The sequence below is a fragment of the Arthrobacter humicola genome, assembly GCF_022803015.1.
Taxonomy (GTDB): domain Bacteria; phylum Actinomycetota; class Actinomycetes; order Actinomycetales; family Micrococcaceae; genus Arthrobacter; species Arthrobacter humicola_A.
The window spans coordinates 392111-413977 of record NZ_JAFKON010000002.1 but is presented as its reverse complement, the minus strand read 5'-3'; the positions used below and the strand labels follow the sequence as shown (position 1 = coordinate 413977).

The 21867-nt window shown below is 69.4% G+C and carries 22 protein-coding genes; 6 read left to right on the top strand and 16 right to left on the bottom strand.

Annotated features, from left to right (window positions below):
• Nucleotides 1-58: 58 nt before the first annotated feature.
• Nucleotides 59-976 carry an SDR family oxidoreductase gene (locus ARTB_RS06880; protein WP_243178288.1) on the bottom strand — a complete coding sequence of 306 codons (918 nt, stop codon included), beginning with the start codon at nucleotides 974-976 and terminating at the stop codon, nucleotides 59-61.
• Nucleotides 977-1199: 223 nt separating this feature from the next.
• Between ARTB_RS06880 and ARTB_RS06875 the strand changes: the two genes are divergently transcribed.
• Both ARTB_RS06875 and ARTB_RS06870 read left to right on the top strand, forming a co-directional pair.
• Nucleotides 1200-1700 (top strand): DUF6328 family protein, encoded by a 501-nt coding sequence (locus tag ARTB_RS06875; RefSeq protein WP_243178287.1) that lies wholly within the window; start codon nucleotides 1200-1202, stop codon nucleotides 1698-1700.
• The gene (locus ARTB_RS06870) at nucleotides 1697-2404 is read left to right on the top strand and encodes a DUF6766 family protein (protein ID WP_243178286.1); all 708 of its coding nucleotides are present in this window, start codon (nucleotides 1697-1699) and stop codon (nucleotides 2402-2404) included. The genes ARTB_RS06875 and ARTB_RS06870 overlap by 4 nt, the downstream gene beginning before the upstream one ends.
• Before the next feature lie 37 nt (nucleotides 2405-2441).
• On the opposite strand, the gene ARTB_RS06865 is transcribed toward ARTB_RS06870, so the two are convergent.
• Nucleotides 2442-3566 carry a glycerate kinase gene (locus tag ARTB_RS06865; RefSeq protein WP_028275966.1) on the bottom strand — a complete coding sequence of 375 codons (1125 nt, stop codon included), beginning with the start codon at nucleotides 3564-3566 and terminating at the stop codon, nucleotides 2442-2444.
• 154 nt (nucleotides 3567-3720) lie between these two features.
• Here ARTB_RS06865 and ARTB_RS06860 point away from each other — a divergent pair, with 154 nt between their 5' ends.
• Nucleotides 3721-4482: a histidine phosphatase family protein gene (locus ARTB_RS06860; protein ID WP_243178285.1), complete on the top strand. Its 762-nt coding sequence runs from the start codon at nucleotides 3721-3723 to the stop codon at nucleotides 4480-4482.
• The gene (locus ARTB_RS06855) at nucleotides 4466-5392 is read left to right on the top strand and encodes an NAD(P)H-hydrate dehydratase (protein WP_243178284.1); all 927 of its coding nucleotides are present in this window, start codon (nucleotides 4466-4468) and stop codon (nucleotides 5390-5392) included. Before ARTB_RS06860 ends, ARTB_RS06855 begins: the two co-directional genes overlap by 17 nt.
• A gap of 13 nt (nucleotides 5393-5405) precedes the next feature.
• Here the strand turns inward: ARTB_RS06855 and ARTB_RS06850 are convergent, their stop codons facing one another.
• From ARTB_RS06850 to ARTB_RS06810, 9 genes are all read right to left on the bottom strand, one after another.
• Entirely contained in the window at nucleotides 5406-6248 is an 843-nt protein-coding gene (locus ARTB_RS06850; protein WP_439954091.1) for a glycerophosphodiester phosphodiesterase, read from the bottom strand.
• A 110-nt stretch (nucleotides 6249-6358) separates the two neighbouring features.
• Nucleotides 6359-6622, bottom strand: a complete 264-nt coding sequence (locus ARTB_RS06845; protein ID WP_243178283.1) for a hypothetical protein — start codon at nucleotides 6620-6622, stop codon at nucleotides 6359-6361.
• 251 nt (nucleotides 6623-6873) lie between these two features.
• Nucleotides 6874-7692 (bottom strand): HAD family hydrolase, encoded by an 819-nt coding sequence (locus ARTB_RS06840; RefSeq protein WP_243178282.1) that lies wholly within the window; start codon nucleotides 7690-7692, stop codon nucleotides 6874-6876.
• 190 nt (nucleotides 7693-7882) lie between these two features.
• Nucleotides 7883-8395 (bottom strand): YbhB/YbcL family Raf kinase inhibitor-like protein, encoded by a 513-nt coding sequence (locus ARTB_RS06835; protein WP_243178281.1) that lies wholly within the window; start codon nucleotides 8393-8395, stop codon nucleotides 7883-7885.
• A gap of 13 nt (nucleotides 8396-8408) precedes the next feature.
• On the bottom strand, nucleotides 8409-9362 hold the full coding sequence (locus ARTB_RS06830; RefSeq protein WP_243178280.1) for a carbohydrate kinase family protein: 954 nt from the start codon (nucleotides 9360-9362) through the stop codon (nucleotides 8409-8411).
• Between the two features lie 102 nt (nucleotides 9363-9464).
• Nucleotides 9465-10826, bottom strand: a complete 1362-nt coding sequence (locus ARTB_RS06825) for an MBL fold metallo-hydrolase (RefSeq protein ID WP_243178279.1) — start codon at nucleotides 10824-10826, stop codon at nucleotides 9465-9467.
• A gap of 31 nt (nucleotides 10827-10857) precedes the next feature.
• On the bottom strand, nucleotides 10858-11160 hold the full coding sequence (locus tag ARTB_RS06820; protein ID WP_028275958.1) for a rhodanese-like domain-containing protein: 303 nt from the start codon (nucleotides 11158-11160) through the stop codon (nucleotides 10858-10860).
• Nucleotides 11161-11300: 140 nt separating this feature from the next.
• Complete coding sequence (gene nhaA / locus ARTB_RS06815; protein ID WP_028275957.1) at nucleotides 11301-12683, bottom strand: Na+/H+ antiporter NhaA; 1383 nt, start codon at nucleotides 12681-12683, stop codon at nucleotides 11301-11303.
• Nucleotides 12684-12877: 194 nt separating this feature from the next.
• Complete coding sequence (locus ARTB_RS06810; protein WP_243178278.1) at nucleotides 12878-13675, bottom strand: alpha/beta hydrolase; 798 nt, start codon at nucleotides 13673-13675, stop codon at nucleotides 12878-12880.
• A 255-nt stretch (nucleotides 13676-13930) separates the two neighbouring features.
• Between ARTB_RS06810 and ARTB_RS06805 the strand changes: the two genes are divergently transcribed.
• Entirely contained in the window at nucleotides 13931-15037 is a 1107-nt protein-coding gene (locus ARTB_RS06805) for a GTP pyrophosphokinase (RefSeq protein WP_028275955.1), read from the top strand.
• Between the two features lie 171 nt (nucleotides 15038-15208).
• Here the strand turns inward: ARTB_RS06805 and ARTB_RS06800 are convergent, their stop codons facing one another.
• Nucleotides 15209-15493, bottom strand: a complete 285-nt coding sequence (locus ARTB_RS06800; RefSeq protein ID WP_028275954.1) for a DUF1540 domain-containing protein — start codon at nucleotides 15491-15493, stop codon at nucleotides 15209-15211.
• A gap of 126 nt (nucleotides 15494-15619) precedes the next feature.
• Entirely contained in the window at nucleotides 15620-17140 is a 1521-nt protein-coding gene (locus tag ARTB_RS06795; protein WP_243178277.1) for a SulP family inorganic anion transporter, read from the bottom strand.
• 243 nt (nucleotides 17141-17383) lie between these two features.
• On the opposite strand from ARTB_RS06795, the gene ARTB_RS06790 reads away from it, so the two are divergent.
• On the top strand, nucleotides 17384-18448 hold the full coding sequence (locus ARTB_RS06790) for a bile acid:sodium symporter family protein (protein WP_028275952.1): 1065 nt from the start codon (nucleotides 17384-17386) through the stop codon (nucleotides 18446-18448).
• Between the two features lie 6 nt (nucleotides 18449-18454).
• Here the strand turns inward: ARTB_RS06790 and ARTB_RS06785 are convergent, their stop codons facing one another.
• The 3 genes from ARTB_RS06785 to ARTB_RS06775 form a co-directional block, all read right to left on the bottom strand.
• Nucleotides 18455-19030, bottom strand: coding sequence for a LacI family DNA-binding transcriptional regulator (locus tag ARTB_RS06785; protein ID WP_028275951.1), 576 nt, complete (start codon nucleotides 19028-19030; stop codon nucleotides 18455-18457).
• A gap of 81 nt (nucleotides 19031-19111) precedes the next feature.
• Entirely contained in the window at nucleotides 19112-19717 is a 606-nt protein-coding gene (locus ARTB_RS06780) for a GNAT family N-acetyltransferase (protein ID WP_243178276.1), read from the bottom strand.
• Nucleotides 19714-21720, bottom strand: a complete 2007-nt coding sequence (locus tag ARTB_RS06775) for an FAD/NAD(P)-binding protein (RefSeq protein WP_243178275.1) — start codon at nucleotides 21718-21720, stop codon at nucleotides 19714-19716. The genes ARTB_RS06780 and ARTB_RS06775 overlap by 4 nt, the downstream gene beginning before the upstream one ends.
• Nucleotides 21721-21867: the final 147 nt, after the last annotated feature.

Genomic DNA, 21867 nt, shown 5'->3' with positions numbered 1-21867 from the left:
TACTGGAAACTGGTGCTGGAAATGGGACTAGCTGGCAGTGGACGGGTCCGGAGCGGGTTCAGAGGCCTTTGCCTCCGGTGACCGGAAGCACGGCTCCGGAAATGTAGGAACCGTGGTCGGAGGCGAGAAGGACATAGGCGGCCGCGAGCTCCGCCGGCTGCCCCGCCCGCTGCAGGGGCGTGTCCTGGCCGAAGGACGGGAGCTTGTCGGGCCATTCGGTGGCCGGAATCAGCGGTGTCCAGATGGGACCCGGGGCCACGGCATTGACCCTGATGCCCTTGGGTCCGAGCTCCTGGGCCAGGGCTTTGGTGAAGGCCACCTGGGCCGCCTTGGTCATGGCGTAGTCAATGACTTCCGGGGACGGGTTGAAGGCCTGGATTGACGCAGTGGTGATGATCGACGCACCCGCTTCCAGATGCGGGACCGCGGCACGAGCCGTCCAGAGCAGGGAGTACAGATTGGTTTTGAAAACTCGATCAAACTCTTCGGTGGGCAGTGATTCGAAGCTCTCGCGGTTCTTCTGGTAGGCCGCATTGAGCACCAGGACGTCGAGGCGCCCGAATTCGGCCAGCGTCGCCTTCACGATGTCCGCCGCGAAGTCCTCGCTGCGGCCGTCGCCGGGGAGCAGCAGGGCCTTGCGGCCGGCCTTTCGGATCCACTCGGCGGTGTCCTGCGCGTCGTCTTCTTCATCCGGCAGGTAGGAGATGGCGACGTCGGCCCCCTCCCGGGCGAAGGCGATCGCCACCGCCCTGCCGATTCCGGAGTCGCCGCCCGTGATCAGGGCGGCCTTGCCGCTCAAGGCACCGCTGCCGCGGTAGCTTTCCTCGCCGTGGTCGGGCTTGGGCTCCATGGGCGCGGTGAGGCCGGGCTGCTTCTGGACCTGTTCCGGGAACGGGCCGGAATGGTAGCCGGCGCGCGGATCGCGCGGCTGGTCGGGCTGCTTGGGCTGGTCCTGCCGTTCGCTTGAGTCGCTCATAGTCCGCCTAACAACGTGTCGGTTTCCAGGGAGGTTCATCGGTCCCGTGTGGCCGGGGCCTGCTGAATCCACCCCAGCGAAGTAATCAGTTTCTACCCTAACCACAATATCGTCAGCAAGCTTAGTACCAACTTGTTTTTGGCAACTCTCAAGCCTAGGTTGAGGGTGGAGCCACATGCTGCGGCGGGTTCCCTTGGTTTCAGGATTTTGCGGAGGAGTACCGATGGCTGGCCCAGTAGCGCCGAAGAACGACGGCAGGGACGAGTCCCTTGCGGAGCGGATGGACCGCAACTGGGTCGAACTGCTGCAGGAACTGCGCGTACTGCAGACCGGCGTCCAGATTCTCGCCGGCTTCCTCCTGACGCTGCCGTTTCAGTCGCGCTTCGAGACGCTCGATGACTACCAGACCCGCCTGTATCTCGCCAACGTCGTCCTGGCCGCCCTGACCACGGCCACGATCCTGCTGCCCGTGAGCGTGCACCGCCGGCTGTTCCGGCAAGGGCTGAAGCAGGCCCTCGTGAGCAGCGCGGACATCATCGTCAGGTTTTCTTTGACCGGGGTGGGGCTGCTGAGCGTGGGCACCACCTCACTCATCTTCGATGTCACCGTAGGCCGGACGGCGGGCCTGATCGCCGGCGTCGGGCTGCTCGCCGTGCTGGTGCTGCTGCTGGTACTTGTCCCTGCCTGGATCCGTCGACGGGCCCGCAATGAGGAGTCGCTATGACAAACGTTTCACATGAGCGCCACACCGCAGGCACGGGAACCATGGGCAAGTGGGTCAAGGAACATGGACTGCTTTTAGCCAATATCGGGCTGTTCGTCGTGTTTTTCGGCGGCATGGTCCTGAGCGGGGCAAGCACCTACAGCGACGAGCAGCTGGCCCACGGCGAACCTGCCGTGACCGTCCTGCAGTACCTTGGCACCGGGAACTTCCTCGAGGCGACGTTCGAGAACTGGGAGTCGGAATTCCTGCAGATGGGCATGTACGTCATCCTCACCGTCTTCCTGTTCCAGAAGGGGTCCTCAGAGTCCAAGCCGATGGGCCGGACGGCCCCGCAGGACGAGGACCCCCGGCAGGCAAAGCTCAAAGAGTCCACGCCGTGGCCGGTGCGGCGCGGCGGCTGGGTCCTCAAGCTCTACGAACACTCGCTTTCGATCATGTTCCTCCTGCTGTTCCTGGCGTCGATCGCCCTGCACGCGGTTGGCGGCGCGGAGGACTACAACAGTGACCAGGAGGCGCACGGACAGCCCACCGTGACTGTGCTGGGCTATCTGGCGACGAGCCGATTCTGGTTCGAGTCCTTCCAGAACTGGCAAAGCGAGTTCCTCGCCGTGGCGGTCCTGGTGGGCGCCTCGGTCTACCTGCGCGAGAAGGGCTCCCCCGAGTCCAAACCCGTGGCCGAACCGCACTACGAGACCGGCGCCTAGGCGGCAAGCCGGCCGGCACGGCCGGCCATCAGGGGCGTCAGGCGCCTTCGAGGACCTGGCTGGTGACCCAGGTAAGGTACTTTGCGGCGTTTGCTACTGCGTCCTGGGGGCTGCCGGCGACGTCCAGCAGCTGCGCCGCGGCCACCACGCCGTGACGGGCAAGGTCCTCCGGGGTGACGAGGATCCGGCCGGCCACCACGACCACCGGAATGCCAAGGGCTTGGGCGGCATCGGCGAGGGCGATCGGTGCCTTGCCTGTCAGCGATTGGCTGTCCATGGAGCCTTCTCCGGTGATGACCAAATCAGCCACCGCGAGTTTCGCGTCCAGCCCGGTGAGGCCGGCCACCAGCTCGAAGCCGCCTTCCAGGGCGGCCGTGCTGAAGGCCAGGAACGACGCCGGGAACCCGCCGGCCGCTCCGGCGCCGGGCACGTTGACGTCCCGGCCGGTCCTCTGGCGCAGGACCGAGGCCCAGTTGCGCAGGCCGGCGTCCAGCAGTTCCACCGCATCGGCGTCGGCGCCTTTTTGCGGGCCGAACACGTGTGCCGCGCCGTCGCTGCCGAACAGCGGGTTTTGGACGTCGACGGCGATCCTGAACTTCACCCCGGCCAGCCGCGGGTCCAGGCCGCTGATGTCCACGGACGCGACGTCGGCAAGCGACCCGCCGCCGAGGGGCACCACGTTGCCGGCGGCGTCCAACGGCTTGAGTCCGAGGGCGCGGAGGGCGCCGCTGCCGCCGTCGCTCATGGCCGAACCGCCCACGCCCAGCACGATTTCCGTGGCACCGGCGTCCAGTGCGGCGGCGATCAGCTGGCCGCAGCCATAGCTGTGGGCGCGCAGCGCGTTGGCCGGTGTGGGCTCCATGTGCGCCAGCCCTGAGGCCTGCGCCGTTTCAATCACCGCGGTGGCCCCGCCGAAAGCATCCGCCCGGATGGCCCACGCGGCACCGATCGGGGCCAGGATCGGGCCGACGACCGCGTTGAGCCGTTCCTCGTAGCCGGCCGCGACGGCCGCCTCGAGGGTCCCTTCGCCGCCGTCGGCCACCGGAAACTGGATGGCGTCGGCCTCGGGGTAGACGCGCAGGGCGCCTTCGGCAATGGCCGCGGCGGCTTCGACGGCGGTGAGGGAGCCCTTGAACTTGTCCGGGGCGATGAGGATGCGCATGGCTCTATCCTGCCAGCCCGGCGGCCCCGGATGTTGCTCGCCCCGGCGCAGGGACAAATCCGTGCCACTGGGAGTAACCTGTCTGCCACACATATTCCAGCCCGGGCCAGCCCCGGCAGAGGACAACGTTGGAAAGCAACGGATAGGGGGATCGGTGAGCCACTACGGACACGGCGTTCCGGGCGTGACCGAGTTACTGCTGGTGCGGCACGGTGAAAGCCAGGGCAACGTTGCCGCCACGCTGGCTCAGCAGGCCGGCGCGCATGTCATTGATGTCCCGGCCCGGGATGCGGATGTCGGATTGTCGGACACGGGACGGGAGCAGGCGCTGGCCCTGGGCAGGCTCCTCGCGGGCTACCCGGACGGCCGGCGCACGCCAGTCTGGTCCTCGCCCTACCTGCGCGCACGCCAGACTGCGGAACTCGCCGTCCAGACCGGCGGCTGGCAAACATCTGTCCTGATCGATGAGCGGCTGCGCGACCGTGAGCTCGGCATCCTGGACATGCTCACTTCGGCCGGGGTGGAAGCCCGCCTCCCGGAGGAGGCCGGCCGGCGGCGGTGGCTCGGCAAGTTCTATTACCGGCCCCCGGGCGGCGAGTCCTGGGCGGACGTCGTGCTGCGGCTTCGCTCGCTGCTCGCCGACCTCGACAACAGGCACCCGGGCGGGGGCGTCCTGCTGGTCTGCCACGACGCCGTGATCTTGCTCATCCGCTACATCCTGGAGGGGCTCTCGGAGGAGCAGCTGCTGGACATCGCGGCCGCGTCCACCATCCTCAACGCCTCTGTCAGCCGCTTCGTCCGGCCCGGCGGCCGGGGGGAATGGCAGCTGGAGGCGTTCAATATGGCCGACCACCTCACGAGCGAAGGTGTCCCGGTAACCCAGCACTCGGGAGACGCCGATGTCCACCCCCGCTAACTCCCGGCAGGCGAAACGCCGCCCCCGGGCCGAGGCCGTCACCCCCGCTTTGTTGCGCGCCTGGCCGCTCCCTGACGGCGGCTCCGGAAAGGATGACCGGGGCTCCGTGCTGGTGATCGGCGGTGCGCGCAAGACGCCCGGAGCGGCCTTGCTCGCCGGCGTCGCCGCCCTCCGCGCGGGCGCGGGCCGGCTGACCCTGGCCGTGGCGGAGTCCGTGGCGGTGCCGCTCGCCATCGCCCTGCCCGAAGCCGGTGTCCTTGGCCTGCCGGAAACGACGGCCGGGACCGTGGTCGGTTCCGCCGCCGGGTCCCTGGCCGCCGAGCTGGAAACCGCCGACGCCGTCCTGGTGGGGCCGGGCCTGGACGACAAGGACCAGACCACGGCGCTGCTGCGCGAACTCCTCCAAGCCACCCCGGGCAGCCCGCCGTGCATTGTCCTGGATGCTTTTGCCCTGGCCAGTGTCCCGGAACTCGAAGCCGAACTGGCGCCGTGGGCCGGCCGGCTGATCCTGACCCCGAACATCACGGAGGCGGGCATCCTGCTCGGGCGGGAGGTCGAGGACCTGCACCGCCAGCTCCCTGAGGTGGCCGACAAATACCGGGCCGTGGTCACGTGTCAGGGGGCCATCGCAGAACCCCGCAGCAGCAGGGCTGCCGCGTCCGGGGCCGGCCTCTGGGAAATCACCACAGGGCACAGCGGGCTGGGCACCTCGGGCAGCGGGGATGTCCTCTCCGGCGCCATCACCGGCCTCCGCGCCAGGGGAACGGGCAATGCGCAGGCCGCCTGCTGGGGAACGCATCTGCATGCTGCGGCCGGAGACCGCCTTGCCAGCCGGCTGGGCGGGCTGGGCTATCTCGCCCGGGAGCTAACCGACGAATTGCCGCCACTCATGATGGAACTTTCCGCCTGAGCGGAGCGATCCTTCAGGACCAGGTTCCGCGCTCCTGGAGGACCGACTTGAGCAGGTCCGCGCGGTCCGTGACAATCCCGTCGACGCCAAGGTCGAGCAGCCGGTGCATTTCCGCGGGCTCGTTGACTGTCCACACATGGACCTGCAGCCCGTGCCGGTGTGCCCGCCGGATAAAGCCCGGCGTCACCACCGGCACGGCACCGTAGCGGACGGGAACCTGCAGGGCGTGGACTCCGCGCAGTGACCGGCGCACCACGGCAGACATCAACGGCGTCGGCAGCACGGGGCCCAGCAGGACGAACACGGCGTTGGACACGATGCCGGCCGAGCTCGCGGCGGGACGGCTCAGCTGCTTCAGCACTGCCCGGCGCCGCCGGTCCGAGAAACTGGCCACCAGCACGCGGTCGTGCAGTCCGTGGCGTTCGATCGCCGAGGCCAGGGTGCCCACTGAGTTCCAGTCCTTGACGTCAATATTGAGCCGGACGTCCGGGAAGGCAGCGATCAACTCATCGAACCGCGGGATCGGTTCGGTCCCGCCGATCCTGGCCCGGGCCACGGTTGAGGCCGGAAGGTCCGCGATTTGGCCCCGGCCCTCTGTGATCCGGTCCAGGGTCTTGTCGTGGAAGAGCACCAACACGCCGTCGGCCGTGGTGTGCACGTCCGTCTCCAGATACCGGAACCCGAGGTCGACGGCAGCTCGGAACGCGGCCATCGAGTTCTCCAGCCCGTCCAGCGAAAAGCCCCGGTGGGCCAGCGCCAGCGGCGCCCGGGAACCGCCCGGGGCCGGGGTGGCGGCGCCCGCCGGGCCGCCGTCGCGATCCCCGCGAGGGGCAAAGTAGGGGTGCAGGTCAGTCACTCCTGAAGCGTACCTTGGTCTGCCGGGACCGGGGTTCGACCGGGGCTTGCGGCCCGGCACTGGCGGCTCGGGCCCATCGGTGCCAGGTCAGCGGGGCCGGGTCAGCGGCCTCAGCGGGACGGGGTGTCAGCAGCCTGCTGGCGGATTTCGACGCCGTCGCTGCAGTGCAGCAGCGTGCGGCCGCGGCCGCCGTCGAGGTCGACCCAGACCACGCTGTGGTCCGCCGTCACGGCGTCCACAAGCCCACCGGCCTCAACGCCCGGGGCGAGCCGGACGCTGACGCGGTCGCCCTGGCGCAGCTGCCGCCAGTGCCGGTCCGGTTCCACCGGGTGCAGGGGTTGTTCGTCCGTGTTGTTGATGCGGTGCCTGGCCATGATGTCCCCATTCTCGGTCAAACGTTTCGTCGCGAGCTTTCAGCCTAGGAGGCCAAGGTGAACGCCAGTTGACAGCGAGCTGGGAATCCGGTGTCCGCCGGGAACCGGGCGACCGGTGCGGGGACGTGTGCGGGCGCGTGAACCGGGCCGCGGGTGCGGGGACGTGGGCGGGCGCGTGAACCGGGCCGCGGGTGCGGGGACGTGGGCGGGCGCCGGGTGCGGGCGTGGGGACCTGGGCCGGGGCCGGGGTTTTAGGGCAGCCGGACGCCGAGTTCGGCGAGCTTGGCCTCGAGGATTTGGGCAACGCCGTCGTCGTCGAAGTGCGGGGCCTGCCGCCCGGCGGCCCGGATCGCTTCCGGGTGGCCGCTGGCCATCGCGTAGCCGTGCCCGGCCCAGCGAAGCATCTCGATGTCGTTGGGCATGTCCCCGAATGCCACCACGTCCGCGGCGCCGATGCCGAGGGACGACGCATATTCAGCCAGGGCCACGGCCTTGTTCACGCCTGGCAGAGACAGCTCGAGGAGGGCCATGTTCGGCGCCGAGTGCGTCGCGGCGGCCAGATGGGCGACGGCGGGCGTCACCTCGGCCAGGAACTCGTCGGCGGTGCCCTCCCGGACAATGGCCAGGAACTTCGCCACGGCGTCCCCCTCGGTGAGGGTGGTGTGCAGCGGGGCCGGGGTGAATTCCCCGAGCAGTTCGCTCGAGCCGTTTTGGATAAAGCCCGGTTCCAGATGGAAGCCCGTCAGGGTTTCGGCGGCAAACAGCGCCGACGGACGCAAGCGCTTGATGATGCGGCGGACCTCGAACATGGCGTCGAGGTCCAGTGTCCGCGCCGAGAGCAGGCGGTCCGCCTCGAGGTCCCACACGACCGCGCCGTTGGAGCAGATGACCGTTCCGGTATGCCCCAGCTGGTCCTGCAGGGGGTGGAGCCAGCGCGGCGGCCGTCCGGTGACGAACACCAGTTCCAGCCCGGCGTCGCGGCAGGCGTGGAACGCGCGGACGGTCCGGTCGCTGATTTTGCCGTCATGGCCGAGGATCGTTCCGTCAATGTCACTTGCTACCAGCCGCATAGTGCCAGTCTACGTGCGCCGGGGCGGCAGGCCCTCGCGGAGGCATTCGCCGAGGTGTGCGCCGAGTTCGCCGGACCGCGTCGGGTTCGCCGGACAATCACGGCGAACTGGGGAGTTTCCGGCGAGTTCGACGGCGGCAGGTGGCGGCGGGCGGGCAGGCGGGGCGACGGCGAGCTCGGCGGAGGCGGGCTCAGTGGCGTTCGAAGATGCCGGTGAGCGTGCCGCGGCCCAGGGTGTGCTGCGACAGCTTCGCTTCCAGGCTGCCCGGAGCGGTGTGCTCGTTGAGTCCGGAAGGTGCGATGTCGAGCGCGTGGACGGTGATGACATACCGGTGCGGCCCGTGTCCGGGAGGCGGCGCGGCGCCCAGATAGCCGTGGAACCCGCCGTCGTTCTTCAACTGGATGGCGCCCGGGGGAAGGAGCCTGCCGCCCTCCGCGCCCGCTCCTGCCGGCAACGAGGTGACGTCGGCGGGGACGTCCAGCACGGCCCAGTGCCAGAAGCCGCCGCGCCCCGGGGCGTCGGGGTCGAACATCGTCACCGCGTAGCCCTTGGTGCCGGCCGGGGCGCCGCTCCAGCTCAGCTGCGGGGATTCGTCCCGGCCGCCGGCGCGCATTTTGCCGCTGCGCTGGGCAGCCGGGAGCGTCTGGCCCTCCGCGAAGGATTCACTGCGGACGGGGAACACCGGAACATCGTGGCGTGTCATGGCTGCCTTTCACTCACTGCAGGGGCTGGGCCCCCATTTCCATCCGTGCCAGCTCCGCGCGCGTGGGCGGGTTCGCGCCGGCGCGGGACACGGTGACCGCCGCTGCCCGGGAGGCATGGGCGAGGACATCGCGGAGGCTTTCGGCGGAGAGTTCGCGCAGGCCCTTGCGGTTTTGTGCCCCGTCCAGGCCCAGATCCACCACGCCGGACAGGAGCGCGGCCATGAAGGAGTCGCCGGCGCCGACTGTGTCCGCAACGTTGATCTCGGGGGCGGGGAACTGCGCCTCACCTGCGGCGTTGATACCCCAGGGCCCCTTGCTGCCGCGGGTCACCACCACCATTGCCGGCCCTTCGGAGCCGCCTATCGCCTGCCAGCGGCGGGCCGAGTCCAGCGGGTCCACGCCCGGGTAGAGCCATTCGAGGTCCTCGTCGGAGGCCTTCACAACGTCGGCGAGGCGCACGAACTTTTCGGCCTGCCCGCGGGCGTAGTCCACGTCCGGGATGATGCTGGGACGGCAATTGGGGTCGAAGCTGATGGTGGCGGACGGGTGGGCGCGCTCGACGGCGGCAAACACATCGGCGGCGCCCGGCGCCAGCATGGTGGCGATCGAACCGGTATGCAGCAGTGTGGTTCCCTGGAGCAGGAACGGCAGGCGCGCCGCGACGCCGGGAAGCTCCCAGGCGAGGTCGAACGTGTACGTGGCGGCGCCGGCGTCGTCGATCAGGGCGGCGGCCACACTGGTGGGCAGCTCATCGGGTCCCACCGGGAGCAGCACGGAACTCGACTTCAGGTGCGCGGCGAGGGCCTCACCATACGCATCGCGGCCGTAGCGGCCGATGAACTGGACCGGATGGTCCAGCCGCGCCAGCCCCACGGCCACGTTGAGGGGGCTGCCGCCGACATGGGCCTGGACGCCGGAGGACCGCTGGACTACATCAACCAGCCCCTCGCCAATAACTGTGAGCATGACCATACTCTGCCAGAGAATGCCCTCCGGTGCCGTGTGTTGCGCCCGCCTCCCGTTTCCGCCGTGCCGGCGTCACTGCCGGCGCTCCCGGGCCGCAGGCGCTCAGGCCGCGGTGGTGTCCAGCACGATCCCCGCGGACGCGGCGTGGGCAAACCTGGCATCGATGTGGACCACGTCCCGGCCTGCCCGCTGCAGGAGGCTGGCGGCGACCCCGGCACGGTACCCGGAACCGCAGTGCACCCAGAGTTTCCCGGCGGGAATGTCCCCGAGGCGCAGCAACAGCTCGTGCAGCGGCACGTTGACCGCGCCCACCACACGGGCGGCGGCGAATTCGTCGGCCCGGCGCACGTCCAGGACGGTGTCCTCAGGCGCCCGGCCGGCGAGCACGCCGTCCCAGCCCACGCGCGGGTAGGAGGCGAGCCCGGCCTGCGGGGCGAGGGCGTGCGGCTCGGAACCGAGCGCGGCGTCGGGGGATTCGATGCCGATCCGGGAGAGGTCGCGGATGGCGTTCTCAACGTCTTCCCGCGAGCCCACCAGGGTCAGCGGTTCGCGCCACGGCAGCACCCAGCCGAGATAGGTGGTGAAACTGGAGCCGGCGCCATACTCAAAACTGACGCTGCCCTTGAGGTGGCTGTTGGCGAACGCCACGCGCCGGCGCAGGTCCACCACCCACTCGCCGCCGGCCAGGCGCCGGGTGAGTTCGGCGGCATCGAGCGATGCCGGAACGGCCAGCTCGGCAGGGCCCGGGCCCCGGACATTGGCCGGACTCATGTGCGCGTAGTAGGAGGGGTGGTCCGTGAGGTTGGCGATGAGTTGGCGGACGAAGTGGTCCTCATCGGGGTCCGTTAGGGCGTGGTTGGCGGCAAGCTGCTCGCCGATGGTGGAGGACCGGGCACCGCTGGCGGGTCCGGAGGAGCAGAACGAGCCGAATCCGTGGGTCGGGAACAGCGCCGCGTCAGGGCCGGCCTCGGCGGCGAGGCGACGGACCGAAGCGTACTGGTCGTGGGTCAAGCCAACCGTGTCCGCCTCGGCGACAAGGTCCGTGCGGCCCACCGAGCCATACAGGAGGCTGCCGCCCGAGAAGACAGCCTGCTTCCCGCCGTCGTCCACGATGAACGACAGGTGGGTATGCGTGTGGCCGGGCGTGGCGACCGCCTTGACGGTAAGCGAGCCCACGCGGACTGTTTGGCCGTCCGTGATGGGAGTGCGCTCGAACCCGACGGCGTCGGCGGCGTTGACGAGATAGCTGGCGCCGTGGGCGCGGGCCAGGATCAGCCCGCCGGTGATGTAGTCATTGTGCATGTGCGTTTCGGCCACGTGCGTGATGGCTACCCCGGCGTCACGGGCGGCCGCCTCGATGCGGTCCGTGTCGCGCTGCGGGTCGATCGCCAGCGCCACCGAGCCGTCGTGGACCAGGTAGCTGCGGTCCCCGAGCTGCGGGGTCTCGATGACGATGACTTCCATGGTCCCTCCGGTGCGGTCAGCCCCTTGAAGGTCAGCCCCGGTTGACGGGGTGTCCCTCGTCCTGCCACTTCATGATCCCGCCGGTGACGTTGACGGCGTCGTATCCCTGGTCCTCCAGGTAGGTGGCGGCCTGGGCACTGCGGCCCCCGGCGGCGCACATGACGTAGACGGTGCCGCTGGCCGGGACCTCGGCGAGGGACTGGACGAACCGTGAGAGCGGGATGCTCCGGGCGCCGGGAACGCGGACGGCGACGTATTCGTCTTCCTCGCGGACATCGACGATTTCGGTGGCGTCGCCCAGGGCGGCCAGGTCCTTGACGGAAATGCTCTTCATGCCTGTTCCTTTCGCGGGCGCCGGACGGCCCGGCGCGCGTATTCCAGCTCAATCAATGATACCCCTTGGGGTATCATTGACCCTCCGGACGGCCCCTCCCGCCACACCCCAAATATAGCCCGTCGGCCTGGCCTGCCAACCTAGCCTGCGGGGCGGTCCTGCTGGTAGACGTCCGGGATGCCGTCGTGGTCCGAGTCGACCTGTTCCGCCTCCTCCGCACGCCGGTACTGGTGGTTGCGTGTGCGGAGCACCGTGGTGGCGAGGAGCGCGGCGAGCAGTGAGGCCGCGAGGATCCCTACCTTCGCGTGGTCTTCGTGCGCAGTGCCCTGGCCGAAGCTCAACTCGGCAAGCAGCAGCGAGACCGTGAAACCGATGCCGGCGAGGATGGCGAGGCCGAAGACGTCGATCCACTTGAAGGACGCGTCCAGGCGTGCCCGCGTGACTTTGGTGATGAGCCATGTGGTGCCGAGGATCCCCGCCGGCTTTCCGGCAACCAGCGCCACGATGATGCCCACCGCCACGGGGTCCGTCAGGGCGGCGCCGAGGCCCTGCCAGCCGCCTATGGCCACCCCGGCGGAAAAGAACGCGAAGACCGGGACGGCGATCCCGGCCGAGATGGGGCGGAACCGGTGTTCGAAAATCTCCGCCAGGCCCGGGCCGGCTTCAGGGCCGCCGCTGGCCTTCGAACGTTTGACGGGAATGGCAAATCCGAGCAGGACCCCGGCCACGGTGGCGTGGATGCCTGATGCGTGCACGAGGGCCCACGTCGCGAAGCCGAGCGGCAGCAGGATCACCCAAGCTGCGGCTGCGTGCGTGCCGAAGAACCGCCGGTATTTGTGCGCCAGGAACGTGTAGAGGCCCAGCGGGAGCAGGGCCAGCAGGAACGGCTCGGGGTGGAGATCGCTGGTGTAGAAGATCGCGATGATGGCGATGGCCAGGAGGTCGTCGACGACGGCGAGGGTCAGCAGGAAGATCCGCAGCGCACTGGGCAGGTGGGAACCGATGAGCGCCAGCACCGCGACGGCGAAGGCGATGTCGGTGGCGGTGGGAATGGCCCAGCCGTGCAGCGTTTCGGGACCGGAGAGGTTAATGGCCGCGTAGATGAGTGCCGGAACGGCCACACCGCCAACGGCGGCGGCCACCGGAACCACGGATTTGCTCGGCTGGCGCAGGTCGCCGGCAACGAACTCGCGCTTGAGTTCGAGCCCCACCAGGAAGAAGAAGATGGCCAGCAGGCCGTCGGCGGCCCACGCGCCCAGGCTCAGGTCCAGATGCCAGGGCGCGTAGCCGATGGTGAAGTCGCGCAGCGCGAAGTAACTCTCCGAGGCCGGGGAGTTGGCCCAGATAAGGGCCACCATCGCCGCGGCGACCAGCAGGGCGCCGCCCACGGTTTCCTTGCGGAGGATCTCGCCGATCCGCAGGGCCTCGGCATAGCTGCCCCGGCCGAAAATGGTGAGGCGGGGCGGCGAAGGAGGGGGCGGTGTTGGTGAAGAGGGTGTTGGCGAAGGGGGCAGGGCGCTCATGGGATCCTCAAAATGGGGTCGACGGAACTATGCCGACCAGACTTCCCGGCGCACCTGCGCTCCAGTCTATTCGCTTTCGCCGGCCAGGGGATGCCGTCAGGGACACCGGGACCCCCTCCCGGCCGGGCGGCAGGCCTGGCAGGTCGCCGGGCGGGCGCCGGGCGGGCAGGCGGGCGCCTGGCGACGTCCGGATTTCAGACCAGCAGCTGCTGCACGAGTTCACGGCATTTCCGGTACGCGGGTGCCTTCGGATCGATGAGCGCGAAGTGGTCGCCCGGGACCTTGAGCAGCTGGACCGGCGCACCGGCCGCCTTGGCTGCTCCGGTGTAGGTCTCGGACTGGCTTACCGGCACGGTATCGTCCTCCGTGCCGTGAACGGCATATACGGGCACGCCCAGCGGCACCGCACTCATGGGGTCCGCAAATTTATGCCGTTTGGGATATTTCTCCGACGAGCCGCCCAGGAAGTTGCTGACGGCGCCGTTGCTGAGGTTGAGCCGCTCGGCGGCCGCGAGGTTAAGTACCCCCGACTGGCTGACGACGCCGGTGAGCTGCACCGCGCCGTCGTCGTCGCCCCGACGCGTCAGCTGGCGGTCCGCGTCCGGGGCACCAAGCCCCGCGAGCCGGCGGCGTCCCGCCGCCCAGACGGCGAGGTGACCGCCAGCCGAGTGGCCCAGGGCCACCACGCGGTCCAGTCCCAGCCCGTGCTCGTCGGCCAGTTCACCGAGCTTGTCGATGCCGGCCAGGACGTCGGCGAAGGTGTTGGGCCAGCCTCCGCCGTTGCCGGCCCGCCGGTACTCCAGGTTCCAGGCTGCCATGCCGTGTGCGGCGAGGTCCTTGGCAAGGGGCTCCCCCAGTTCTGCGCCGTACTGCGAACGCCAGTACCCGCCATGGATCACCACCACCACACCCTTGGGCGCGGCAACTTCCGGGAGGAAGAGCTCACCCCACTGGCTGGGGTCCTCGCCATATTGGTACTTGTGCCTCTTCACAGCGTCCTCCTTGGGGCCCGGTGAACAGGCGGCGGAGACTGCCCCCAGAGTCACCGCCGCTGCGGCCGCGATCATAGTCCGCCGCCGCATTTCAGCCATGTGTTGAGCCTACCTTGGGCACCAAGCGGCCCCGCGCAGGCCGGACCCCTCGCATGCCGGACCGCTCCCATGCCTGCTGCGCTGCACTTGCCTGCGGGCGTGCCCGGCGGTGCCAGCCTGCGGGCCGGTGTCGGTGGTGCGCCGTAAGCTGGAGCCATGGCGAGCAACTGGGACCGTTTGGACGTGAGCCTGCGCGATTCCGTGCAGGAGAACGTGGAGTTGTACGAGCGGGTCCGGCCTGCCCTGAAGCTGGTCACCCGGGAGGTCCTGCTCACGCTGCGGACCATGCTCAAGGACACCGAAGTCACGCCGTTGTTCGTCACCGGACGCACCAAGACCGTTGAATCCTTCCGCGAGAAGATCTCCCGCACTGAAGAACCGCTGGAGCCGGGCGGGCCACCTGTGCTGAAGTTCCCGGACCCGTTCCGGACCCTGAATGACATGGTGGGAATCCGTGTGATCACCAAGCTGCCGGCGGAAAACGCGGTGGTGGCGAATCTGATCAAGCGCCAGCGCCAGCTCTTTGACTGCCGGGGCGACAGGGAAAAGGACATCGGCTCCATTGAGTCCGGCACCTACGGCTACTCCAGCCGGCACCTGATCCTACGGACCATCCAGAACGAGGCCGTCAAGGACTACCAGCTGGCCTTCAACCCGGACGTCCCGCCGAACGGCAGCTACTTCTTCGAGTGCCAGATCCGCACAGTCTTCGCCCACGCCTGGAGCGAGATCGAGCACGACATCCGGTTCAAGGCCGAGGACCCGCGGGCCTGGACCCCGCACTTCGACCGTCAGTTCACCGCCACGGCCGCCATGCTGGAGACCGTGGAGAGCGCGTTCTCGGACCTGCACGAACGCTACGAGGAGGTCCGCGGCTACTGGGACATGGACGGGGAGGGTGCCGCGCAGCTGACGCCCAACCGGATCCGCGACGTCTGGCGGACCCTGCTTCCGCACGTGGACCGGAAGGTCGACGACGACTGGGGCTGGGCCGCGGAGCTCATGGCCGCCCACGGCCTCAACCAGACCATGCAGCTCGCCGGGCTGCTTAGCGCCAACCGGATCACCGAGGTCCGCAAGGCCCTGGACCACCGCTACTCCCCCGGCCCGGACCGGCTCCTCGATGACCTGCTGCTGTGGCAGTACGGCACCGAACACATCGAGCTCACCGCCGAGCCGGCCGACGCCGTTCCGCACCCCCGGCGCGACAGCCTCCTGCGCCGGCTCAAGCAGATCGAACGGTACCGGCTCACCCAGGGCTAGCGCGCCTGCCGCCACGTTTGCCCTCTGCCACCACCGATTCTCCCCACCTTTGAACCAGCGACGCCGGGCCTCACCGGCGGTCCGCCCCGACACGCCGGGTGCGGCGACCAAAGGTGGGGAATTTCAGCGCCAGCGGGGCGGATGGTCGATGGACGCGGACGGCGGGTGCGGCTACGTGTGGGCGTAGGTGAGGCAGTCGGCGTTGTCGACGCCCGGGCCCACGTGAACTTCGGGCGCCTTGCACATCAGATGGTCGTTGTGGGTGCACTCGGAACGCTGGCAGGCGCCGACGTCGGCCAGCACCTTGGGGAGCCCGCCGTGCACACCGATGTCGATGAAGGTCGCGCAGGAGGCATGATCTGCGGCGCCGCCGACGGTAATGGCGGCCGCGTTGCAGTGGGAGTGGTCATTGAAGGAGCAATTGCTCACGCTGCAGTCGGCTACGTGCGTCGTCATTGGATCTCCTCCATGCTCCGGCCACCCGGACGGGCGGCGCCGTAAATCCACGCTAGGCCGCACCAAGACAAACAAAAAGACCCAAACGTGTGACCTAACACCGGCCTGACCGGTCGCGCCTTCCCGTCAGTTCCCCGCGCCGAGCTTGCCGGCCAGGCGTTCGCGCATCAGGGCGCTGGCCTGGTTCAGGCCCACGACGTCGACGCTCTTGCCGTGCTGCCGGTACTTCTCCGTGATGGCATCCAAAGCGGCGATCGTGGAGGTGTCCCACAGGTGGGAGTCGCGCATGTCGATCACGACGCTTTCGGGGTCCAGTGCGTACTCGAACTGGGTGTAGAGGTCATTCGCGGAGGCGAAGAACAGCTCGCCGTCCACGCGATACGTGGCCCGGCCGCCGTCGTGCTCCGTCACGGTGCGCTCGACGGTGACGAAGTGGGCCACCCGCCTGGCGAACAGGACCATCGCGACGAGTACGCCGACCCCGACGCCGGTTGCCAGATTGTGCGTGGCAACTGTGACCGCCACCGTCACTGCCATGACGGCGGTTTCGCTCTTGGGCAGGGCCTTGAGGGTGGCGGGCCGGATGCTGTGCCAGTCAAAGGTGGCGACTGATACGAAAATCATGACGGCCACGAGCGCGGCCATCGGGATGAGGGACACAATGTCTCCGAGTGCCACCACGAGGATGAGCAGGAAGACGCCGGCCAGAAGGGTGGAGATCCGGGTCCGGGCGCCGGAGGCTTTGACGTTGATCATGGTCTGGCCGATCATGGCGCAGCCGCCCATGCCGCCGAAGATGCCGGTGACGATGTTCGCGACGCCCTGCCCCCAGGCCTCGCGGGTCTTGGCTGAACGCGTGTCCGTGATGTCATCCACGAGCTTCGCGGTCATGAGGGATTCGAGCAGGCCCACGAAGGCCATGGCCAGCGCGAACGGGAAGATGACCTGCAACGTTTGGAGCGTGAACGGCACGTTGGGCAGTGACAAAGAGGGCAGCGAGTCCGGCAGTGCACCCTTGTCCCCCACAGTGGGAACGACGACGGCGGCCGTCACCGTGATGAGCGTCAGGGCCACAATGGCCACGAGGGGTGCGGGGACGGCTTTGGTGAGCCTGGGCAGGCCGAAGACGATCAGCAGGCCCAGCGCGGTGAGCGGGTAGACCAGCCAGGGTACGCCGATCAGCTCGGGCACCTGCGACAGAAAGATCAGGATGGCCAGGGCGTTCACAAACCCCACCATGACCGGGCGGGGGATGAACCGCATCAGTTTCGCCACCCCGGAGAGGCCCAGCACGATCTGGAAAATGCCGGCCAGAATCACCGCCGCCACAAGGTAATCCAGTCCGTGGGACTTCACCAGTGGGGCGATTACCAGGGCGACAGCGCCGGTGGCCGCCGAAATCATCGCCGGACGGCCGCCGACGAAGGCGATGGTCACCGCCATCGTGAAGGACGCGAAGAGCCCGATCCTCGGGTCCACGCCGGCGATGATCGAGAAGGCGATCGCCTCAGGAATCAGCGCCAGTGCCACCACGAGGCCGCCGAAAACCTCGGTCTTGAGCCGTCGCGGGGACGTCAAGGCGCCTCGGACCGATTGCAGTTGTGCAGGCGTGGCGGCCGGGGCCTGCGCGTCGATACTGGTGGCCATCGCTGGCTCCGTTCGTGGTCAAGGAGGCCCAACGGCCGCCAGATGTCAAAGAATGTGCAGAATTCAGGGAAGGTGGGGCGCTGCGTCGCGCCGGGGTGGGGAGTTCGCCTTTTCGGGCTCACCCACGCAATGAACCCTACCCGTCCGATTCCCGCCCGCACGGCGGCCTAAAAATCTGACATATTTGTCTGACAGGTGGTCACGAAGTGGCCACCCCGTGGAGGCCGGTGGCACCATTCTTGGATGCTTGAGGCAACTAAAACTCCGAATACTGCCCGGGACGCAGGCACTGCCGCCGACGTCCCGGCCAATCCCGCCCTCGCCGCCGAGGCAAAGATTGCCCGCATCGCGGTGACGGTCTTCCCGGTCCTTGTGGTGGTGGCCGGCCTCGCCGGCTTCCTGCTCCCCGGCGCGTTCAAACCCCTCGCCCCCAGCGTGCCCTTCCTGCTGGGCATCATCATGTTCTGCATGGGCCTGACGCTGACGCCGCCCGATTTCGCGTCGGTGGCCAAGCGCCCCTGGGCCGTGGCCCTGGGAATCGTGGCGCACTACGTCATCATGCCGGGGGCCGGCTGGCTGATCGCCGTCGGCCTCCACCTCGAGCCGGAGCTTGCGGTGGGCCTGATCCTGGTGGGCTGCGCGCCGTCGGGCACCGCCTCCAACGTGATGGCGTTCCTCGCCAAGGGCGACGTCGCCCTGTCCGTGGCCGTCGCCTCCGTGTCCACCCTGATCGCGCCGATCGTGACGCCGCTGCTGGTGCTGTTCCTGGCCGGCTCGTACCTGAACATCGACGCCGGGGGCATGGTCCAGGACATCGTCAAGACCGTCCTCCTGCCGGTCATCGCCGGCCTGCTGGCCCGCCTCTTCCTCAAGAAGCTCGTGGCCAAGGTCCTGCCCGCGCTGCCGTGGGCCTCGGCCGTCGTGATTTCCCTGATCGTCGCGATTGTCGTGGCCGGCAGCGCCAGCAAGATCGTCGCCGCGGGCGGCATCGTGTTCCTCGCCGTGGTGCTGCACAACGGCTTCGGCCTGGGCCTGGGCTACCTGGCCGGCAAGCTGGGGCGCCTGGATGACAAGGCGCGCAGGGCCCTCGCCTTCGAGGTCGGGATGCAGAATTCCGGCCTGGCCGCCACCCTCGCCACCGCGCACTTCGGCGCGCTGGCGGCGCTGCCGTCTGCGGTCTTCTCCCTGTGGCACAACGTCTCCGGCGCGATCGTGGCCGCGTGGCTGGCCCGGCGTCCCCTCCGGGAGGCCGCAACCCAGGAAACCGCAACGCGGGACACGGCACCGGCCGCCGCGCTGAAGGCCTAAAGGGTCCTAACCCCGCAACTGTGCCAGCAGCCGAGTGACGGCGCGCCCGGCCAGGATCTCGGGGGTGTCCGTTCCGGCGGGGACCACCTCGTGTCCGCCCTGGACACCAGGGCTGCCGGGCCCGGCGTCGTCCGTGATGAGCACGTGGGGCGTGCCGCGGCCGGCGAGCTCTGCCGTGGCCCCGGAATCGTTGTCCGCCTCCGGTGCGCTGGTGTGGATCACGCCGTCGGCTCCGCCGGAGAGCATGAACTGCCGCCAGTTCCCGCCCAGCAGGATGACCGACTGGTAGCCGTGCTCCGGCAGGATCCTGGCCAGCACCGTGGCGATGGCCCTGTCCCGGGGCTGCTCGAGGTCCGGTACGGCCACGGCCACCAGCTCCGTCCGGCCCCGGCGCATTCCCCGGGCGGCGCTGTTGGCCACATAGCCAAGTTCGCGGACCGCGGCGTGCACCCGGTCCTGGGTGGCCTCGCTGATCCGGGTGGTACCGCCGGAGCGGCCGGAGAGCACATAGGAGACGGTGGTCAGGGAGACCCCGGCCGTCTGCGCGACATCGCGGATGGTGGGCTTGGATCCAGGCCGCACTGATGACTCCCGGCTGTTTCTCCGCCGGGTCCGCGGCGGCTCGTTAATACGTTGTTTCAGGGCAGACCCCCCGTGTGAACTCTAGCCCGAAGCGCCGGTTCCCGGCCCACGCCGACCAAGCAGCGCGGCGAGGTTTGCGGCGGGGTTTGCGGCGGGCAGGTCCTTGGTGAATGCCAGCGGCCCGATGGTTTCCGGGTCGGCGGAGAGATCGAACTGTGCCTCGTAACCGGTGCTCAGGTAAAGGCGTTTCGCCTCCGGCTGGCGCGGGCCGGTTGTCAGGTAGACCTTCCGGTAGCCGCGATGGCCGGCCAGCGCCTCCAGCTCGGCAAGGACAAACCGGGCCAGTCCGCGGCGGCGGTGCGCCGAATGCGTCCAGATCCGCTTGAACTCGGCGGTCTGCGGGCCGTGCCGGCGGAACGCGCCGCCGGCCACGGATTCGCCGTTCTCGCGCACAATCAGCAGGGCCCCGCCCGGCGCGGCGAATTCCTCGGCCGGGTAGCGGTTGAGTTCCTCCGCGGCGGCCCCGCGGCCGAAGAGGTTGCCGTAGCGGGTGTCGTATTCGAGCGCGAGCTCATCCAGGAGCGGACAGACCCTGGGATCGCTCATGGGCAGATTGAGGACCGTCAGCGCGGCGGTGTCCACGGGCGGGGTGTCCACGGGTGGGGTGTGTAGTGGGGGCGGGGTCATGACGGGTCCTTTCCGCCGGCGGCGGCCTGCGGCACCGCCCGGCCGGCGTCCGTTTGATCGTTGTTGGCCAGGCCGCTGTCGGCCGGCCCGTTGTTGGGCTTCGCCAGCAGGTTCAGGACGCGCCGGGCCAGGGCATCGTTTTCGCGGAACGGCGCGGCGTTGGTGCCGGGCCGGGCGAAGGCGCCGGCGCCCCAGCCGGAAGTACCGGGCCCGACGCCGAACAGCCGCTCGCGCCGCTCCCCCACCGGGCTGATGAGCTCGTTGTGGGCGGACACCAGGAGCCGTCCGGTCGCGTGCGTGCCGTCGGCAGTGAGGAGCTGCTGTTCGGTGCCGAGCCCGGAGGCGTGCAGCTGGCGCAGCAGCGGGTTCGCGGAGCGGGCCACCGACGGCGCCGGGAGCCGGGCCTCGATCAGGGCCGCCGCTGACACGCTGATCCCGGACTGGGCCGAGCGGGCGACGAACCGGCCCGCGTGCTCCGCGGCCTCGATCTCCAGCCCCGGGCCAATGAACTGCAGCAGCCCGGCCCGGTGGATCGCCAGCATCTCCCGCAGCCTGCGCGGCGGCGGGCCGGAATCGACGAAGCTGAAGAAGCCGTGCCACCAGCCCTGGACCTCCCGCTGCGACCGCGCGTTCAGCCGCTCGGACGGCACCAGCCGGCCCAGGTCCATGTAGGACTTCAGCAAGGAAGTGAACAGGGCCAGGGTTTCCGAATGGTCCGGCCCGGTGCGCAGCTCAAGGTCGCGGCCAATGTACGCTGCCACCGCCGACTGGAAGTCTGCGTGGCCGGCGAAGACGCGGCCGGCGAAGGGATGGTCCAGCCGTTCGAGGTCCAGGTGGAGCCCTGCGTCCGGGACGGACCCGGCGACGAGCCGCCGGCGCTCCTGGCTGTACCAGTCCGCGGCGGCGAACCGTTCGGCGAATTCCTGCCAGCCGGTCCGGACCCGTTCCGGGTAACCGGTGAACAGCTCGCGGTAGTACGCGTAGCCGGCGTCCTTGGCGATCAGGGGCCACAGCTGGGCGCGGAAGTCCACCTCGCCGGGCGCATCCAGCAGCGCCGCGACGGCGTCGGCCGTGAAGAACGCCGGCTCGCCCGCCGCGTCGCCGCGCAGGGCGGACGTGATCTTGGAGTGGTAGGGCACGCCGCGGCGGGAGCCGGCCCACAGCCGCGGCTCGGTACCGGAGGGCACGTAGCGCAGGGCGCCGCCTGGCAGCTCCTCGAACCTGCCGCCGCGGCCCTCCATGAGCAGGACCAGCAGGTCCACGAAGGCCAGGCCCATGCCGGAGACAATCACGTCCTGGCCCGCGGCGAGGGGTGAGTAGTCGACGTCGGTGGTGTAGCTGGGCGCCGCGTGGAACGCGCCGTGCCGGGCGGCAAAACCGGCCCACGCCGCAGACTCCGCATCGGGCAGCGAATCCGCGTGCCCCAGGGAGGCGATTACGACGTCGGCGTGCAGCACCGCGCCGCCGGCCAGCCGGACGCGGTAGCGTTCCGGACCCTGTTCGGCTACATGCTGCACCGGCTCGACGGCGGACGCCGTGTCCCGGTGCACGGTGACGGTGGTGTCCGGTCCGAGGGCGGCGACGGAGCGGCGGAAGAACCATTCCAGGTAGACACTCTGCAGCTGCCGGGTGGGGAAGGTGGCACCGGTGAGGTCGGCCAGCTGGCGCCGGAGTTCCGCCGGCAGCTCCGGAACATCCGCGATGGACCCGTCCAGGACCCCGGCGGCCCACTTTGCCAGGCCGGGGCCGTCGACCGCGGGTCCCTCGCATTGGACGGAGGCATCCGTGAACATCGTGACGTCCGCCGCCGCGGAGTTGAGCATCAGCCCGGGATGCTGCTCGTAACGCCAGATCCTGCCGGCACCCGGGGTGTGCGGCTCCACGACGTGGATCTGCAGGGCGCCGTCGAGCAGCTCCGGCCGGTTGGCGGCGAGGCGTTCCAACAGCCCGGCCGCGCGCGGGCCGCCGCCGATGAGGACCACGGACGGGGCATTCACTGGCATGACGGTCTCCTGGCTCGGGTGCGGAGCCCTCATGCTAGGCACCCGAAATGGAGCCGGTCGAGGCGCCGGTCACGGCCGTTCACCCCGCGTAACGCGGCGTAAATCGAGGCAAGAATTCGTCGTGTGACGCCGTGCGAACCTGCGTGA

What these genes read in the sequence shown, in the direction of transcription:
- nhaA (WP_028275957.1), bottom strand. Translation starts at nt 12,683, where the DNA reads ATGAGCGCCCTGCCCCCTTCGCCAACACCCTCTTCACCAACACCGCCC.
- ARTB_RS06830 (WP_243178280.1), bottom strand. Translation starts at nt 9,362, where the DNA reads ATGCTCACAGTTATTGGCGAGGGGCTGGTTGATGTAGTCCAGCGGTCC.
- ARTB_RS06775 (WP_243178275.1), bottom strand. Translation starts at nt 21,720, where the DNA reads ATGCCAGTGAATGCCCCGTCCGTGGTCCTCATCGGCGGCGGCCCGCGC.
- ARTB_RS06780 (WP_243178276.1), bottom strand. Translation starts at nt 19,717, where the DNA reads ATGACCCCGCCCCCACTACACACCCCACCCGTGGACACCCCGCCCGTG.
- ARTB_RS06790 (WP_028275952.1), top strand. Translation starts at nt 17,384, where the DNA reads ATGCTTGAGGCAACTAAAACTCCGAATACTGCCCGGGACGCAGGCACT.
- ARTB_RS06840 (WP_243178282.1), bottom strand. Translation starts at nt 7,692, where the DNA reads ATGCGGCTGGTAGCAAGTGACATTGACGGAACGATCCTCGGCCATGAC.
- ARTB_RS06835 (WP_243178281.1), bottom strand. Translation starts at nt 8,395, where the DNA reads ATGACACGCCACGATGTTCCGGTGTTCCCCGTCCGCAGTGAATCCTTC.
- ARTB_RS06805 (WP_028275955.1), top strand. Translation starts at nt 13,931, where the DNA reads ATGGCGAGCAACTGGGACCGTTTGGACGTGAGCCTGCGCGATTCCGTG.
- ARTB_RS06875 (WP_243178287.1), top strand. Translation starts at nt 1,200, where the DNA reads ATGGCTGGCCCAGTAGCGCCGAAGAACGACGGCAGGGACGAGTCCCTT.
- ARTB_RS06825 (WP_243178279.1), bottom strand. Translation starts at nt 10,826, where the DNA reads ATGGAAGTCATCGTCATCGAGACCCCGCAGCTCGGGGACCGCAGCTAC.
- ARTB_RS06845 (WP_243178283.1), bottom strand. Translation starts at nt 6,622, where the DNA reads ATGGCCAGGCACCGCATCAACAACACGGACGAACAACCCCTGCACCCG.
- ARTB_RS06820 (WP_028275958.1), bottom strand. Translation starts at nt 11,160, where the DNA reads ATGAAGAGCATTTCCGTCAAGGACCTGGCCGCCCTGGGCGACGCCACC.
- ARTB_RS06880 (WP_243178288.1), bottom strand. Translation starts at nt 976, where the DNA reads ATGAGCGACTCAAGCGAACGGCAGGACCAGCCCAAGCAGCCCGACCAG.
- ARTB_RS06800 (WP_028275954.1), bottom strand. Translation starts at nt 15,493, where the DNA reads ATGACGACGCACGTAGCCGACTGCAGCGTGAGCAATTGCTCCTTCAAT.
- ARTB_RS06870 (WP_243178286.1), top strand. Translation starts at nt 1,697, where the DNA reads ATGACAAACGTTTCACATGAGCGCCACACCGCAGGCACGGGAACCATG.
- ARTB_RS06855 (WP_243178284.1), top strand. Translation starts at nt 4,466, where the DNA reads ATGTCCACCCCCGCTAACTCCCGGCAGGCGAAACGCCGCCCCCGGGCC.
- ARTB_RS06865 (WP_028275966.1), bottom strand. Translation starts at nt 3,566, where the DNA reads ATGCGCATCCTCATCGCCCCGGACAAGTTCAAGGGCTCCCTCACCGCC.
- ARTB_RS06795 (WP_243178277.1), bottom strand. Translation starts at nt 17,140, where the DNA reads ATGGCCACCAGTATCGACGCGCAGGCCCCGGCCGCCACGCCTGCACAA.